General features: G+C 63.8%; 13 protein-coding genes. 5 read left to right on the forward strand and 8 right to left on the reverse strand.

All coding sequences use genetic code 11. From position 1 onward, the window contains the following. Positions 1 to 6 precede the first annotated feature (6 nt). The gene (locus FJV43_RS15190) at positions 7 to 1,230 is read left to right on the forward strand and encodes an ABC transporter substrate-binding protein (RefSeq protein ID WP_239628141.1); all 1,224 of its coding nucleotides are present in this window, start codon (positions 7 to 9) and stop codon (positions 1,228 to 1,230) included. Positions 1,231 to 1,313: 83 nt separating this feature from the next. Here the strand turns inward: FJV43_RS15190 and FJV43_RS15195 are convergent, their stop codons facing one another. Next, the gene (locus FJV43_RS15195) at positions 1,314 to 2,075 is read right to left on the reverse strand and encodes a helix-turn-helix transcriptional regulator (RefSeq protein ID WP_239629432.1); all 762 of its coding nucleotides are present in this window, start codon (positions 2,073 to 2,075) and stop codon (positions 1,314 to 1,316) included. Positions 2,076 to 2,261: 186 nt separating this feature from the next. Here FJV43_RS15195 and FJV43_RS15200 point away from each other — a divergent pair, with 186 nt between their 5' ends. The 4 genes from FJV43_RS15200 (at position 2,262) to FJV43_RS15215 (ending at position 8,654) form a co-directional block, all read left to right on the forward strand. After that, positions 2,262 to 4,526, forward strand: a complete 2,265-nt coding sequence (locus FJV43_RS15200; protein WP_239628143.1) for a marine proteobacterial sortase target protein — start codon at positions 2,262 to 2,264, stop codon at positions 4,524 to 4,526. Between the two features lie 178 nt (positions 4,527 to 4,704). Beyond that, a complete protein-coding gene (locus tag FJV43_RS15205) occupies positions 4,705 to 5,274 on the forward strand; it encodes a class GN sortase (RefSeq protein WP_239628145.1) in 570 nt (189 codons plus the stop codon). A gap of 140 nt (positions 5,275 to 5,414) precedes the next feature. After that, positions 5,415 to 7,631, forward strand: coding sequence for an acetate--CoA ligase family protein (locus FJV43_RS15210; protein WP_239628147.1), 2,217 nt, complete (start codon positions 5,415 to 5,417; stop codon positions 7,629 to 7,631). Positions 7,632 to 7,829: 198 nt separating this feature from the next. Beyond that, positions 7,830 to 8,654, forward strand: a complete 825-nt coding sequence (locus FJV43_RS15215) for an MlaD family protein (RefSeq protein WP_239628155.1) — start codon at positions 7,830 to 7,832, stop codon at positions 8,652 to 8,654. Positions 8,655 to 8,719: 65 nt separating this feature from the next. On the opposite strand, the gene FJV43_RS15220 is transcribed toward FJV43_RS15215, so the two are convergent. The 7 genes from FJV43_RS15220 to urtB form a co-directional block, all read right to left on the reverse strand. Then, on the reverse strand, positions 8,720 to 9,760 hold the full coding sequence (locus FJV43_RS15220) for an aliphatic amidase (protein WP_035716139.1): 1,041 nt from the start codon (positions 9,758 to 9,760) through the stop codon (positions 8,720 to 8,722). Positions 9,761 to 9,822: 62 nt separating this feature from the next. After that, on the reverse strand, positions 9,823 to 10,200 hold the full coding sequence (locus FJV43_RS15225; protein WP_239628157.1) for a zinc ribbon domain-containing protein: 378 nt from the start codon (positions 10,198 to 10,200) through the stop codon (positions 9,823 to 9,825). 139 nt (positions 10,201 to 10,339) lie between these two features. Then, on the reverse strand, positions 10,340 to 11,569 hold the full coding sequence (gene fmdA / locus FJV43_RS15230) for a formamidase (RefSeq protein WP_239628158.1): 1,230 nt from the start codon (positions 11,567 to 11,569) through the stop codon (positions 10,340 to 10,342). Between the two features lie 27 nt (positions 11,570 to 11,596). After that, a complete protein-coding gene (gene urtE, locus FJV43_RS15235; protein ID WP_239628160.1) occupies positions 11,597 to 12,286 on the reverse strand; it encodes an urea ABC transporter ATP-binding subunit UrtE in 690 nt (229 codons plus the stop codon). Between the two features lie 246 nt (positions 12,287 to 12,532). Next, positions 12,533 to 13,288: an urea ABC transporter ATP-binding protein UrtD gene (gene urtD, locus FJV43_RS15240; protein ID WP_239628161.1), complete on the reverse strand. Its 756-nt coding sequence runs from the start codon at positions 13,286 to 13,288 to the stop codon at positions 12,533 to 12,535. A gap of 10 nt (positions 13,289 to 13,298) precedes the next feature. Then, positions 13,299 to 14,441: an urea ABC transporter permease subunit UrtC gene (urtC, locus tag FJV43_RS15245; RefSeq protein WP_239628163.1), complete on the reverse strand. Its 1,143-nt coding sequence runs from the start codon at positions 14,439 to 14,441 to the stop codon at positions 13,299 to 13,301. Positions 14,442 to 14,458: 17 nt separating this feature from the next. Then, positions 14,459 to 15,385 carry an urea ABC transporter permease subunit UrtB gene (urtB, locus tag FJV43_RS15250; RefSeq protein WP_239628165.1) on the reverse strand — a complete coding sequence of 309 codons (927 nt, stop codon included), beginning with the start codon at positions 15,383 to 15,385 and terminating at the stop codon, positions 14,459 to 14,461. Between the last annotated feature and the right edge of the window lie 8 nt (positions 15,386 to 15,393).

The following is a 15,393-nucleotide window of genomic DNA, read 5'->3' on the forward strand; positions in this document are numbered from 1 at the left end:
ATTTCCATGAAGAACAAGAAACTCGCCCTGCTCGCCGCGGCAACGGCCCTGACCTTGCTTTCAGTTCAAGGCGCCTTCGCACAAAAGAAATACGACACCGGCGCCAGCGACACCGAGATCAAGATCGGCAATGTCGAGGCCTATTCGGGTCCCGCTTCCGCCTACGGCATCATCGGCAAGACCGAGGAAGCCTATTTCAAGATGATCAACGACCTGGGCGGCATCAACGGCCGGAAGATCAACTGGATCTCCTATGACGACGGCTATTCGCCGCCCAAGACCGTGGAGCAGGTCCGCAAGCTGATCGAGAGCGACGAGGTGTTCCTGGTCTTCAATGCGCTGGGCACGCCGACCCAGACCGCCGTGCAGAAGTATCACAACGCCAAGAAGGTCCCGCAGCTCTTCCTCGCCACGGGCGCCAGCAAATGGAACGACCCCAAGGGTTTTCCCTGGACCATGGGCTTCCAGCCGAGCTACCGGGTCGAGGCGCGGATCTTCGCCAAGTACATTTTGCAGGCCAAGCCCGATGCGAAGGTCGCGATCTTCTATGCCAATGACGATTTCGGCAAGGACTACGTCGCCGGCATCAAGGAGATCTTCGGCGACAAGGCCTCCTCGCTGATCGTCGCGGAAGAGAGCTACGAGACCACCGAGCCTTCGATCGATTCCCACATCGTCAAGCTGAAGGGCACCGGCGCCAACGTTTTCGTCAACATCTCGACGCCGAAATTCGCGGCACAGGCGATCAAGAAGATCGCCGAGCTCGAATGGAGGCCGATGCATGTGATGACCGACGTGTCGATCTCGATCGGCGCGGTGATGAAGCCTGCCGGGCTCGACGCGTCGGAAGGCGTGCTGTCGGCGAGCTATCTGAAGGACGCATCGGACCCGCAATGGAAGGACGACGAAGGCATGAAGAAGTTTCTCGCCTTCATCGACAAGTACATGCCGGGCGCCAACGTCTCCGACACCAACATCGTCTACGGCTATGCCGCCGCGCAGACCCTGGTCCAGACCTTGAAGCAGTGTGGCGACAACCTCACGCGCGAGAACGTGATGAAGCAGGCCGCGAGCCTGAAGGATTTTGCGCCCGATACGCTGATCCCCGGCATCAAGATCAATACCGGCGCCAACGACTTCGCACCGATCGAGCAGCTCAAGATGATCCGCTTCAAGGCTGGTCAGTGGGAGCTGTTCGGCGACATCATCAGCGCCGAGACGGGAGGCTAGCTCACATCAGCTGAACTTTGCCCAACCCAGATAGCGGCCGAAAGGCCGCTATCTTCTTGTGTACGAGCGACGTCGAGGCGAGGCTATGCCGGCAGGAAGAGCGCAAAGGGCTCTTCCACCGTGCGGCGCAGGTGCTTTCGGTACAAGACGTAGTTGCCGTCGTCGGGCGCAACCCGCCCCAGGGACGGCTTTGGAATATTCCTGAGCGGCACATAGGCGATGGGCGCGGCGATCGGCGTGAGCTGCGAGCCGGGGCCGGCGCGGAGCGTCGAGATGATGCCGTACATCTCGCCGGCAACCGTCGGCCGCGACACCGTGATCACGCGATGCTGACCGTGCTTGATGATGACGAGGTAGATGAAGCCGGACTGATGGGGAACGGCAACCTCGCCGGTGTGCTCATAGGCGGCGTCGGTCCGCTCGCCCTCGCGAAAGACCAGTGCGGAGACCTTCGGCTCCCAGACGATCTCGGTGCGATAGGCAAAGATCGCGTCCTTGTCGCCAAAGGACGGCCGCAGGGTGATGTAGACGTCCTCGAGCCAGGTCACGGCGCGATGAGCATAGGAGCCGAGGCTGTCGGGCGCGACGTCGCTTGCGGCCGGAGGCGTCACCACGATGGCGCTTTTGCGCAGGGAGACGCCTAGCGCCTGCTCGAGCCGGACCGTCGTCGCCAGCGTGAACGGCCGGCGGCCGCCGAGCACCTTCTCCAGCGTCGACAGGCTGAGCTTGGCCTGCTCGGCCAGGGCCTGCCGGGAGATCCGGCGTCTGGCCAGCTCTTCGCGAATGGTCTCCGCGATCTCGCGGCTCTGCTCGTCCGAAAGCTGCTTGTCGGCCTGCATTTGCATCATCAACCCTGCCCTGGGAGTGCCATTCTAGCAGGGCGGACAAACCAGCACAAAACCGCACATGGCCGCCCGACGGCAGCCTGCTCGCGCCGGCCGCGGCGGAACATTGCCGATCATTCTGCTCGCGAAATCAGCCTCTCCAAGTCGATCCTGAGGGCCAGCAAGCAGCCAACGGGAGCAGGCCAAATGGATACCTACGACACAGCCGACAGCGACGAACACCCCGTGCTGGGCCGGCTGATCAAGCTCGGATTATTCCTTCTCGCACAGGGCGTCGCGGTGATGCTGGTGGCCTTCGTGGCCCTGCTGGTGAGCTTCGGGACGGGCTGGTCGGCAACGGCCGAGCAGGCCAGCCTCCTCCAACCTGGCGAGGCACGGTCGGGCAGCCTGCTCCTGAAGGAAGACGGCGCCTATACCGAGGCGATCCGTCTCGGCACCGACATCGACATCACCGTATCGGGCCCGACGCTGCGCGCCCGCGTCACGCAACTGTTCCGCAATCCGACCAGGGACTGGGTCGCGGCCACCTATGTCTATCCGCTCGCAGCCAATGGTGCCGTCGACACGCTGAAGATGGTGGTCGGCGACCACGTCATCGTCGGCGACATCAAGGAGCGGCAGCAAGCCCGTGTGATCTACGAGCAGGCACGAAGCGCCGGCCAGAAGGCCGCGCTCACCGAGCAGGAGCGGCCCAACGTCTTTACCAACTCGGTCGCCAATATCGGTCCCGGCGAGACCGTGCTGGTGCAGATCGAGTATCAGGAGCCGGTGCATCAGGCCGGCGGCGAATATTCGCTCCGCGTGCCGCTGGTGGTCGCCCCGCGCTACAATCCGGCGCCGATCGTGCAGAGCGTCGACTTCCGCAACGACGGCTCGGGGTGGGGCGCAGCGACATCTGATCCGGTTCCGGATCGCGACCGCATCTCGCCGCAGGTGCTGGATCCCGCCAGAAATGCGCCGGTCAACCCGACCAGCATCACCGTGCGCCTGAAGGCCGGCTTTGCGCTCGGCGAGGTCAGGAGTCACCACCATGACGTCAAGGTCGAGAGTCCGGACGACACGACGCGTATCGTGACGCTCGCTGATGGCGCTGTCCCCGCCGATCGCGATTTCGAGCTGACCTGGAAGCCAGCCGCCGGGATGGCGCCGTCGGTTGGCCTGTTCCGCGAGCATGTTGGCGATGCCGACTACCTGCTCGCCTTCGTCACTCCGCCCGGCGTCGAGCAGGCAACGCAGAAGCCGCTGCCCCGCGAGGTCGTGTTCGTGATCGACAATTCCGGCTCGATGGGCGGCACCTCCATCGTTCAGGCCAAGGCGAGCCTGCTCTATGCCCTCGGCCGGCTCCAGCCGAATGACCGCTTCAACGTGATCCGCTTCGATGACACCATGGACGTGCTGTTTCCGGCTTCCGTGCCGGCGGACGCCGCGCATGTCGGCGAGGCGACCTCGTTCGTCAGCGCCTTGCAGGCGCGCGGCGGCACCGAGATGGTACCGGCGATGCGCGCTGCGCTCGCCGACAAGCTCGGCGACAGCAGCATGGTCCGTCAGGTCGTATTCCTGACAGACGGCGCGATCGGCAACGAGCAGCAATTGTTCGAGACGATCACGGCCATGCGCGGCCGTTCGCGCGTGTTCATGGTCGGCATCGGCTCGGCGCCCAACACCCACCTGATGACGCGCGCCGCCGAGCTCGGCCGCGGCGCGTTCACCCACATCGGCTCGGTCGAGCAGGTCGAGGAACGCATGCGCGGCCTGTTCGCCAAGCTGGAGAATCCGGTGGTGACCGGCCTCACCGCAAAATTCTCCGACGCCAAGGCCGACATCACCCCGGCGATCATTCCGGACGTCTACCGTGACGAGCCGCTGGTGCTGGCGGCCAGGCTCGACAAGCTCGCGGGCTCACTTGAAATCAAGGGACGCGTCGGCGATCGCCCGTGGTCGGTGACGCTGCCGCTACAGAGCGCCGCTGAAGGCAGGGGCCTGTCGAAGCTCTGGGCCAAGCGCAAGATCGGCGATGCCGAAGTGGCGCGCGCCATGCGCGAGATGACGCCCGAAGAATCCGACAAGGCGATCCTGGCGCTGGCGCTCGATCATCAGATCGTCACGCGGCTCACCAGCCTCGTTGCAGTCGACAGGACGCCGAGCCGGCCCGAAGGCGAGCCGCTCAAGCTCAGCGACCTCCCGATCAATCTGCCGGCCGGCTGGGATTTCGAGAAAGTGTTCGGCGAGCGGTCGCACCTGACGCCGACACAGCTGCGCGAACGCCATGCCGACGCGCGCAACCAGCCGTCAGCGAGGCAACCGAAGCCCGCGGCACCCGACACGATCCGCCTGCCAAAGACTGCAACCTCGGCCGAGCTCAAAATGATCGCAGGCCTGATCCTGATCGTGCTCGCCCTGATCCTGTTCGTGTTCAACCGGCGTCGGCGCTTGCTCACCGACGCCGCTTGAGAGAGGAGCGCCCCGAACTCCTCTGTCAGCGCGCGCGGCTGCCCGTCCCCTACAAACGGCCGCGCGCGCCTTTTTTGGGGATGTCATTCCGGGGCGATGCGAAGCATCGAGTCCGGAATCTCGAGATTCCGGGTTCGGCTCTACGAGCCGCCCCGGAATGACCAACAAAGAGATACAGATGCTCCGCCTCATCTCTCCTCTGGCTCTCACGCTTGTCGGCCTCTTCTTGTTCGGCGACGGCGCCTACATCCACGCCAAGGCATGGCTCGCCCAAATGCTGCTGGAGCGGGCGTTCGACCGAAGCATTGCGACGGGACAGGCGGTGAAGCCGTGGTCCTGGGCCGACACCTGGCCGGTCGCGCGGATCGAGGTGAGGCGGATCGGTGCCAGCGCCATCGTGCTGGAAGGCGCGAGCGGACAGGCGCTCGCTTTTGGCCCCGGCCATATCGACCAATCGGCTGATGCGGGTGAACGCGGGATTGCGGTCTATGCCGCCCATCGCGACACTCATTTCCGCTTCCTGCGCAATGTCGCCATTGGTGACATCATCGATGTCACACGTCGCGACGGTCGACATTTCAGCTATCGCGCGGATTCCTCGGCCGTGGTCCGTTTCGACGCATCGGGCATCGACGCCACGACACAGGGCTTCGAGCTTGTTCTCGCGACCTGTTGGCCATTCGACGCCGTCACCTCCGGCCCCGAGCGCTACATCCTGCATGCAACATTGGTTGGGGCCGACAGGTAGATCGCTCACCGAGCCGACGACACGCGCCAGCGTCGCTCATTCCACCATACGGCATACCACCCCCAAGGTTGCCACTCCGAAGGACTCGCCATAGAACGGAGTGGCACTCGACCAAGAAGAACAACAGGTGAGGTCACGGCATGGAAGCCCAGGTGTCTGCTGCGTCCGCGTTCCATCCATGGTCTCCAGCGTCCGATGCCAGCGACATCGTCAAGGGCATCCACGCCATGCTGCACCCGCGCAACATCGTGCTGGTGGGTGCAACCGACAAGCCAGGCAATTATGCCGAGCGCATCTGGAACAATCTGATCAAATACGGTTTCGAGGGCGGCCTCTATCCGGTCAACGCCAAGCGCGACGCCATCTGGGGCGTCCCCTGCTACAAGAATTTTGTGAGCCTTCCCGAGAAGCCCGATCACGTCCTGGTGCTGGTGCCGGCACGCTTCGCCGTGCAGGTGATCCGCGACGCCGCCGCGGCCGGCGCGCGTTCGGCCACCATCGTCACCTCGGGCTTCAGCGAGTTGCAGGATGACGAAAGCCAGAAGCTTGCCGCCGAACTGCAGGCGGCCGTGCGCGAGACGGGCCTTGCCGTCACCGGCCCGAACTGCCTGGGCAATCTGAGCGCCGGCGAAAGGCTCTTCACCAACATCGACGATCGAATCGTCACCATGGAACAGGGCACGGTGGCGATCGCCGGGCAATCGGGCGCGATCGTCATGGCGATCCGCCAGGCGCTGGAGGATCGCGGCGTCGGGGTCGGCTACATGGTGACGACAGGCAACGAGGCCGGACTCGAGACGCCCGACCTGATGCGCTATTTCGCCGAGGATCCGAGCATCAAGGTGATCGTCGTCTACCTCGAAGGGGTGCGCAACACCAAGGCGTTCCGCGACGCCTGCAAGGCGGCGCGCGCCGCGAGCAAGCCCGTGATCGCGCTCAAGCTCGGCGCATCCGAGGGCGGCCGCGCCGCGGCGATGGCGCATACCGGCGCACTTGCGGGCTCGATCGAGACGTTCGATGCCATCGCAACGCGCGAAGGCGTCATCCGGGTCGGCGGGCTCGACGAGCTGATCGAGACCACCGAATGCTTCGTGCACGCTGCCGTGCCCAAAGGCGGCCGGCTCGCCGCCGTCACGCTCTCCGGCGGCAAGCGCGGCATGCTGATCGATGCCTTCTACGCCGCGGGCCTGAATTTCGCGCCGCTGAGCCCGCATGTCAGCTCGGAGCTGGCCAAGATGCTCGGCCCCGGCTCGATCGTCGGCAATCCGCTCGACGCCGGCTTTGCGGCGGTCGTCGATCCCTCCGTCTATATGAAGTCGATCAAGCTGATGATCGACGACCCCGATATCGACATCGTGATCGTCGATGCCGAACTGCCGAAAGCGCCACACGAGCTGCGCGAGCGGAATCTGCGCATCGTCAACGAAATGGCGGGGCAGGCCGGCAAGCCGGTGATCTATATCAGCGCGATGTCGATCGGCTTCACCGAGTTTACCAAGGGCTTGCGCAAGTCGCTGCCGGATCTTGCGGTCATGCAGGGCATGGACCGTGCGGTGACCGCGATCAAGTCGCTGCTCGACTACGCGAAGCTGCGCAAGGAGGTGCCGGACATCGTCTCGAGCTCGAAGCCCGCCGCGCGCGCCGTGCTGGAGAAGACGTTGAAATCGGCGACCGGCGCCGCGCTCGACGAGGTCGCCTCGAAGAAGCTCCTCAAGGCTTACGGCATCCCGATCTCCAAAGAGGCGATCGCACAGACGGCAGCGGAAGCCGCAGGGATCGCCAGGCAGATCGGATTCCCGGTCGTGGCAAAGGTCGTCAGCGCCGAGATCCTGCACAAGTCCGACATCGGCGGCGTAGTGCTGAACCTCAACAGCGCGGCCGAGGTGAAGAAGGCGTTCGCCGACATCACGGCGCGGGTCAAGAAGCTGAAGGGCAAGCCGAAGCTCGACGGCATCCTGATCGCACAGCAGGTCAAGGCCGAGCTCGAGCTCGTGGTGGGCGCCTCCCTCGATGCCGAGATGGGGCCTGTCGTGCTGTTCGGCACCGGCGGCATCGACATCGAGCTGATGAAGGACGTCGCCCTCGCCGGCGCGCCGCTGGACGAGGCCGAGGCGCGGCTTCTGATCGGCCGCACCAAGGCCGGCATCAAGCTGCGAGGCTATCGCGGCAGGCCGGCCTTGCACGAGGCCTCGGCGGTGAAGGCGCTGGTCGGCCTCTCCAACCTGATCGCGGATGCCGGTGACCGGATCGCCTCGATCGATATCAACCCGTTCCTGATCAACACCAGGACGGGCGTGGCCGTCGATGCCCTGATCGTGCTGAACAACGCTGCGGCAAGACGCGCGGCTGGACATTGAAGTACCGCAGGGTAGATCAGCGCAGCGTGATCCACCAAATCGGCCCATCCACACGCGAGGCGTCGGCAGGTTGCGCTTCCGCCTTCGCTCTTCGAGCTGCGGCGGACAAGTCGTTAACCCGCCCGCTCTAATATGACGGCCAAAGCTCCATCCAGGCTCCTTCCAACTTCTCCGCTTTGGCCGTAGAATCGTCCCTGCATGGCGCGCGCGAGCAATCTTGTGATCGGAACGGCAACGCTGGCGGCGATCGCCGTGGCGTTCGGCGGCCTGCTCGGCGTGCAGAAATGGCGCACCATCCAGAGCCGCAGCCAGTTGCGCGTGGTATTCGAGGGTGGTTCCGCCAGCGGCCTGCGCCGCGGGGGGCCGGTCAATTTCGACGGCGTGCCCGCCGGCCAGATCCTGTCGATCAAGCTCGACAACCCCCGCAGGATCGTTGCGCTGGTGATGCTCGACAACACCGCACCGATCCGCAACGACACCGTGGCAGGCATCGAGTTCCAGGGCCTCACCGGCGTTGCCGCGATCTCGCTGATCGGCGGCGCGCCCTCTGCGCCGCCGGTGCCGCTGGACACGGACGGCATTCCCGTGCTGACGGCCGATCTCAGCGACGCCGAATCCATCGTCGAAACGCTGCACAGCGTCGACCGCACGATCGTGAACAACGCGCCGGCGATCAAGGAGGGCCTGCGCACGTTCGAGGGCCACACTGCCGACCTCCGAAGCAAGGGCGCGGAAATCGATTCGGTCATGGCCAAGGTCGACAGCGCCTTTGCCGGATTCGACAAGGCGGTCGCGAAGATCGAGAGCGCGGTGCCGGGCTTCGTCGACGGCAAGGCCGACGAGCTCCTGGAGAAGATCAAGGGACTGCACGAGCTTGCCGACACCATGAAGAAGAAGTCGGCGACCTACCTCGAAGACATTCGCCGCTCGCTGCTCGACGTCAGCGAGACCGCCAACAAGATGAGCGGGACGCCAGCGCCGCCGCGTCCACCGCGCAGGCCCACGGAGCAGCAGAAGCGGTAGGACCCGCTACGTGACGCGCGACGTCGTTGCCGGCGCATGAGCGGGTGACGTGCGCCGGCAATACCTCAGTAATTGCTCGGAGACGCTCCATTCGGGATGCCATCGATCGGGCATTCGTCCGTGCCCGGGGTCGAGCGGGTCATCGCTTCCACCATGTCGCGCGTGCCTTCGGGGTCCTTGATCCAGTTCTTGTAGAAATCATACGGACACGCCGCGACGCCGCGCGGGCTGTCGCCGGAATTGATCATGCCGGTGTAGCCGCGGTGGACCAGCTTGTAGAGATGGTTCTGCGACTGGCCGTTGCGGCGCGCATCGCGGATCAGATGTTTCGAGAGCTGGGCGTACTGGATGCCGTAATCCTCCTCGCCGCACTCGCCGAGGGTGCGGCCGTCGAAGCCGATGATCGCGGAATGACCAAAATAGGAATAGACGCCGTCGAAGCCGGCGGCATTGGCGACGGCGACATAGACATTGTTGGCCCACGCCATGGCCTTGGAGATCATGACCTGCTGCTCCTTGGCCGGATACATGTAGCCCTGGCAACGCACGATCAGCTCGGCGCCCTTCATGGCGCAGTCGCGCCAGATCTCGGGATAATTGCCGTCGTCACAAATGATCAGGCTGACCTTGAGCCCTTTCGGCCCCTCGGACACATAGGTGCAATTGCCGGGATACCAGCCCTCGATCGGCACCCAGGGCATGATCTTGCGGTACTTCTGCACGATCTCGCCCTTGTCGTTCATCAGGATCAAGGTGTTGTAGGGCGCCTTGTGCGGATGCTCCTCGTGGCGCTCGCCGGTCAGCGAGAACACGCCCCACACCTTCGCCTTGCGGCAGGCCTCGGCAAAGATCGCGGTTTCCTCGCCCGGCACCATGGATGCCGTTTCGTACATCTCCTTGGAGTCGTACATGATGCCTTGCGTGGAGTATTCCGGGAAGATCACGAGGTCCATGCCCGGCAGGCCGAGCTTCATGCCAACGATCATGTCGGCGATCTTGCGGGCGTTATCGAGCACCTCGGCCTTGGTATGCAGCCGGGGCATCTTGTAATTGACCACTGCAACGCCGACCGTGTCGTTGCTGCTGGAAATATCGCCGTGAAGCATGTTGACCGCTCCTGTACTTGACTCGTTGTTCTGGGCCGCCGCCGATCAGGCAGCCGCGTGGGTTAGTGGCTGATCATCCAGGGCCGCGCTGTCGGAAAACCCTTGGCGCCGCTCCTGGTCTTGGTCATCAGACGCGCCGGCTTCTTCCTGTCCGTTGCGCCCTTGTCCTTCACGGTCTTGCCCGAGGAGCAGCAGCCGCAGCCGGGGCCGTGCGAAGCCTTGTACTGTGCGAGCGTCTGCGGCGCATGTGTGCTGCGCTCGTTGACCGCGTGCGCCTTGCGCTTGTCGGCCGGCATGCAGAAGAAGTTCGGCGCGGTCAGGATGACGCGGGGCGCCAGCGTCTCGCAGTGCGGACAGCTTTGCGGATCGTCGCATTCCGCCATCGGGCGCAGGTCCTTGAATGGACCGCAGTCGTCACAAAGATATTCGTAGACCGGCATCTTGTACCCCTTCACGTTCGGTCATGGCGGAGCGTCCGGGTGAGGGGGAGTTTCCGCAAACTCACTGTCATCGTTCATGCGGAGACAGCCCCTCACCCCAACCCTCTCCCCGCAAGAACGGGGAAAGGGAGCGCAAGCGTCACTTGTCAGGCGAGATCGGCATCTGGATATCGCCGGTGATGTGCTTGATGGGACCGGCCGCCGATGGCATCACGTCGAAGTCGAAGATCTCGGTCGGCAGCCACAGCGTGGCGCAGGCGTTGGGCACGTCGACCACGCCGGAGATATGGCCCTGGCACGGTGCAGTACCGAGGATCGAATAGGCCTGGGCGCCGGAATAGCCGAACTTCTTCAGATACTCGATGGCGTTGAGGCAGGCCTGGCGGTAGGCGATGTGGACGTCGAGATAGTGCTGCTTGCCGGCTTCATCCACCGAGATGCCTTCGAAGATCAGATAGTCCTTGTAGTTCGGCGTGATCGGCGACGGCTTGAAGATCGGGTTCTTGATGCCGTACTTCGACATGCCGTCCTTGATCACCTCGACCTTCAGATGCAGCCAGCCGGCCATCTCGATGGCACCGCAGAAGGTGATCTCGCCGTCGCCCTGGCTGAAATGCAGGTCGCCCATCGAGAGACCCGCACCGGGCACGTAGACCGGGAAGTAGATCTTCGAGCCACGCGAAAGATCCTTGATGTCGCAATTGCCGCCATGCTCGCGCGGCGGCACGGTGCGCGCGCCCTCCGCGCCGATCTTGGCCTTGGCATCTCCCTTGGCGCGGCCGCCATGGGCGGTCGGTGCGAAGGGCGGATTGGCAAGGCCGGGCACGCGGGTCGGATTGGTCGAGATCAGCTCGGCCTCGCGCTTGTTCCACATCTCCAGCATCTTCGGATCGGGCAGACAGCCGATCAGGCCGGGATGGATCAGGCCGGCGAAGTTGACGCCGGGCACGTGGCGGGACGAGGTGTAGAGGCCCTTGATGTCCCAAATCGACTTCTGCGCCAGCGGGAAATGGTCGGTGAGGAAGCCGCCGCCATTCTGCTTGGAGAAAAAGCCGTTGAAGCCCCACAGGCTCTCCTTGAGCGGCCCCACGTCCAGCAGATCGACGACGAGGAGATCGCCGGGCTCGGCGCCCTTGACGCCGATCGGGCCGGACAGGAAGTGCACGATCGACAGATCGATGTCGCGCACGTCGTCGGCGGAATCGTTGTTCTTGATGAAGCCGCCGGTCCAGTCATAGGTCTCGATGATGAAGTCATCGCCGGGATTGACCCAGGCCACGATCGGGATATCGGGGTGCCAGCGGTTGTGCACCATGTCATTATCATAGGCCGACTTGGTGAGATCGACCTTGATCAGTGTCTCTGGCATCGAGATGCTCCCCTTTACTACGGTTGGTTAGACGGACAGATATTTCGAGACTTGCGCGGCATCGACGGCATCGCGCCGATCGTCACGGACGATCTCGCCGTTCTCGATCACCAGCACGCGGTCGGCGATGTCGAGCGCGAAGCTCAGGACCTGCTCGGATACGACGATCGAGAGGCCCTTCTCGTCGCGGATGCGCTTGAGGGTGCGCGCCATCTCCTTGATGATCGACGGCTGGATGCCCTCGGTCGGCTCGTCCAGCAGCAGCACTTTCGGCTTGGTCGCGAGCGCACGCGCGATCGCGAGCTGCTGCTGCTGGCCGCCGGAGAGATTGCCGCCGCGGCGGCCCTTCATCTCGAGCAGGACCGGAAACAATTCGTAGATGTCGCCGGGCACCTCGGAGCCGCCGGAGACGACGAGCCCGGTCTCGATGTTCTCCTCCACCGTCATGGTCGAGAAGATCATGCGGCCCTGCGGCACATAGGCGAGGCCCTTGGCGACGCGCTCGTAGCTCTTGAGGCTGCCGAGCTCGGTGCCGTCCATGGACACCGAGCCGCTTTTGGCCGGCAGGATTCCCATCAGCGACTTCATCAGCGTGGTCTTGCCCATGCCGTTGCGACCCATGATCGCAACGATCTCGTTGGGCGCTACCTTGACGTTGAGGCCGTGCAGCACCTCGCTCTGCCCATAGGCGACGTGGAGATCGGAGATTGCCAGCATCAGCGTGTTCCTGGTTCAGAGTGAATGATGAGGCACGAACGCCTTCCTTCTCCCCTTGCGGGAGAAGGTGGCGCGGACGCAGTCCGCGACGGATGAGGGGTTTGCATCCGCGGATGCACGAGGCAGTTTGACACGCGGAGAGACACCCCTCACCCGGATCGCATCTGGCGATGCGATCCGACCTCTCCCACAAGGGGAGAGGTGCACCGCCCGAGCCGCAACTGTTTCACTCACCTTCGTCATGTCTCAGTGGCCCAGATAGACTTCGATGACCTTTGGATCGTTCTTCACCTTCTCCATGGTGCCCTCCGAGAGGATCTGGCCCTGGTGCAGCACGGTGACCTTGTGCGCGATGTCCTCGACGAACTTCATGTCGTGCTCGATCACCAGCACGGAACGGTTCTGGATGATGCGGTTGAGCAGCTCGGCGGTCTTGGCGCGCTCCGACACGCTCATGCCGGCGACGGGCTCGTCCAACATCAACAGGTCCGGGTCCTGGATCAGCAGCATGCCGATCTCGAGCCACTGCTTCTGGCCGTGGCTTAGCTCGGCGGCATAGGTGTTGAGCTTGTCCTTGAGAAAGATCATCTCCGCGACCTCCTCCACCCGGCCCTTCACCGGCTGGTCGCGCTGAAAGGTCAGCGAGCCGAACACGGTGCGACCGCGCGGAAACGAGATCTCGAGGTTCTCGAAGACCGTGAGGTCCTCGAAGACCGACGGCGTCTGGAACTTGCGCCCGACGCCGGTCTGCACGATCTCGTTCTCCTTCATCTTCGTGAGCTCCTTGCCACGAAACTGAATCGAGCCCGAGGTCGCCTTGGTCTTGCCGCAGATCAGGTCGAGCACCGTGGTCTTGCCGGCGCCGTTGGGACCGATGATGACGCGGATCTCGTTCTCCTCGACATAGAAGGAGAGATCGTTGACTGCCTTGAACCCGTCGAACGAGACGGTCAGTCCGGAGACCGCGAGCAGGAATTCCTTCGGCTGATGACCGACGAGCATGATGGTCCCCTCACTCTGCCGGTGCGCCGTCGGCGACCGAATTGTCGTTCCAGCCCGCCTTCGTCTTGCGCGAGGCGAACAGCCGGTCGATGCGCGGCTGCACGTAGTCGGCCCAGAGCCCGGACAGGCCGTTCGGGAAGGCAAGCACGACCGCGATGAACAGCGCGCCGAGGCCGAACAGCCAGAGCTGCGGGAAGGATTCCGACAGGCTGGTCTTGGCGAAGTTCACCAGGATGGCTCCCCAAACCGCGCCGAAGATCGACGTCCGTCCGCCGACGGCGGTGTAGATCACCATCTCGATCGACGGCACGATGCCGACAAAGGACGGCGACATGAAACCGACGTTGAGCGCGAACATGGCGCCGCCGATCGCGGCGAAGATCGCGGCCATGCAGAAGGCGAAGATCTTGAAGTTGGCGACGCTGTAGCCGGAGAAGCGGACGCGGTCCTCCTGCTCGCGCATCGCCACCAGGATGCGGCCGAGCTTGGTCAAGCGGATGAACTGCGCGATGCCGATGCAGGCGAACAACAGCACCACCTCGACGAAGTACAGGATGACCTTGGCGTGGTCGGGCCGGATGTCCCACCCCTTGAGCGTGCGGAGGTCGGTCATGCCGTTGATGCCGCCGGTGTAGCCCTGCTGCCCGACGATCAGGATGGTCAGGATGGCGGCGACCGCCTGGGTGATGATCGCGAAGTAGGTGCCGCCGACGCGACGCTTGAACATCGCAGTGCCGATGATCAGGGCGAAGAGACCGGGAACCAGAATGATGGCAAGGATGGTGAAGGTCAGGCTGTGAAACGGTTGCCAGAACAACGGCAGCGACGTGATCTGATTCCAGTCCATGAAGTCGGGAATGCCGGGCGTCGACTGGATCTTGGTGTTCTCGACGCTCGAAGCCTCGAGCTTGAGGAACATCGCCATGCAGTAGCCGCCGAGGCCGAAGAACACGCCCTGCCCCAGGCTGAGAATTCCACCATAGCCCCAGCACAGCACGAGGCCGATCGCAACGAAGGCGTAGGTCAGGTATTTCGCGACGAGGTTGAGGCGGAATACGTCCAGCGACAGCGGCAGGATCACGAACAACACGGCGGCGAGGACGACAAAGCCCGTGAGTTCGGAGCGATTGAAGAAGCGTGAGTTGATGATCATGGCTTGCCTGCTTCTCGTTATTTGCGGACTTTGAGGGCGAAGAGACCCTGCGGCCGCAGCATCAGGATGCCGACGACAGCGAGCAGCGTGAGCACCTTGGCCATCGAGCCCGACATGAAGAACTCGAGGGTCGATTGCGTCTGCGAGATCGAGAAGGCCGAGGCGATGGTGCCGAGCAGGCTCGCGGCGCCGCCGAACACGACGACCAGGAACGTGTCGACGATATAGAGCTGACCGGAGGTCGGCCCGGTGGAGCCGATCATGGTGAAGGCGCTGCCGGCGACACCCGCAATGCCGCAGCCGAGTCCGAACGTATAGCGATCGACCTTCTCGGTGTTGATGCCGACCGCGCCGGCCATGATGCGGTTCTGCACCACCGCGCGGACCTGGCGACCCCAGCGCGACAGGTAGAGAACATAGGCGACGGAGACGGTGATCAGCACGGTGAGGCCCATCACGAAGACGCCGTTGATCGGCACTTCAATGCTCTCGGTCACGTGCAGCGAGCCGAGCATCCACTGCGGCAGCTCGACGCCGACCTCACGCGCGCCGAACACGGAGCGATAAGCCTGCTGAAGCATCAGGCTGAGACCCCAGGTGGCGAGCAGCGTGTCGAGCGGGCGCTTGTAGAGGTGCCGTATCAGCACCCACTCCACCAGCATGCCCAGTGCGCCGGATGCGATGAAGGCCAGGATCATCGCGAGGAAGAAGTAGCCGCCGAACAGGCTCGGCATGTAGGCCTGGAAGAGATTTGAGGTCATCCAGGTGACGTAGGCCCCGAGGATCATGAACTCGCCATGGGCCATGTTGATGACGCCCATCTGGCCGAAGATGATGGCAAGCCCGAGGGCCATGAGGACATAGACGGAGAACAGGATCAGTCCGGCAAAACCCTGCATGACGAAGATCGAGCCAAGGTCGCCAATCGAATAGTCGCCGAACATCTAGGTCC

Source organism: Bradyrhizobium sp. I71, assembly GCF_022354745.1.
Lineage (GTDB): Bacteria > Pseudomonadota > Alphaproteobacteria > Rhizobiales > Xanthobacteraceae > Bradyrhizobium > Bradyrhizobium liaoningense.

Bases quoted from the DNA above. Each gene is read 5' to 3' on its own strand.
- FJV43_RS15190 (WP_239628141.1), top strand. From the start codon at position 7: ATGAAGAACAAGAAACTCGCCCTGCTCGCCGCGGCAACGGCCCTGACC.
- FJV43_RS15195 (WP_239629432.1), bottom strand. From the start codon at position 2,075: ATGCAAATGCAGGCCGACAAGCAGCTTTCGGACGAGCAGAGCCGCGAG.
- FJV43_RS15200 (WP_239628143.1), top strand. From the start codon at position 2,262: ATGGATACCTACGACACAGCCGACAGCGACGAACACCCCGTGCTGGGC.
- FJV43_RS15205 (WP_239628145.1), top strand. From the start codon at position 4,705: ATGCTCCGCCTCATCTCTCCTCTGGCTCTCACGCTTGTCGGCCTCTTC.
- FJV43_RS15210 (WP_239628147.1), top strand. From the start codon at position 5,415: ATGGAAGCCCAGGTGTCTGCTGCGTCCGCGTTCCATCCATGGTCTCCA.
- FJV43_RS15215 (WP_239628155.1), top strand. From the start codon at position 7,830: ATGGCGCGCGCGAGCAATCTTGTGATCGGAACGGCAACGCTGGCGGCG.
- FJV43_RS15220 (WP_035716139.1), bottom strand. From the start codon at position 9,760: ATGCTTCACGGCGATATTTCCAGCAGCAACGACACGGTCGGCGTTGCA.
- FJV43_RS15225 (WP_239628157.1), bottom strand. From the start codon at position 10,200: ATGCCGGTCTACGAATATCTTTGTGACGACTGCGGTCCATTCAAGGAC.
- fmdA (WP_239628158.1), bottom strand. From the start codon at position 11,569: ATGCCAGAGACACTGATCAAGGTCGATCTCACCAAGTCGGCCTATGAT.
- urtE (WP_239628160.1), bottom strand. From the start codon at position 12,286: ATGCTGGCAATCTCCGATCTCCACGTCGCCTATGGGCAGAGCGAGGTG.
- urtD (WP_239628161.1), bottom strand. From the start codon at position 13,288: ATGCTCGTCGGTCATCAGCCGAAGGAATTCCTGCTCGCGGTCTCCGGA.
- urtC (WP_239628163.1), bottom strand. From the start codon at position 14,441: ATGATCATCAACTCACGCTTCTTCAATCGCTCCGAACTCACGGGCTTT.
- urtB (WP_239628165.1), bottom strand. From the start codon at position 15,385: ATGTTCGGCGACTATTCGATTGGCGACCTTGGCTCGATCTTCGTCATG.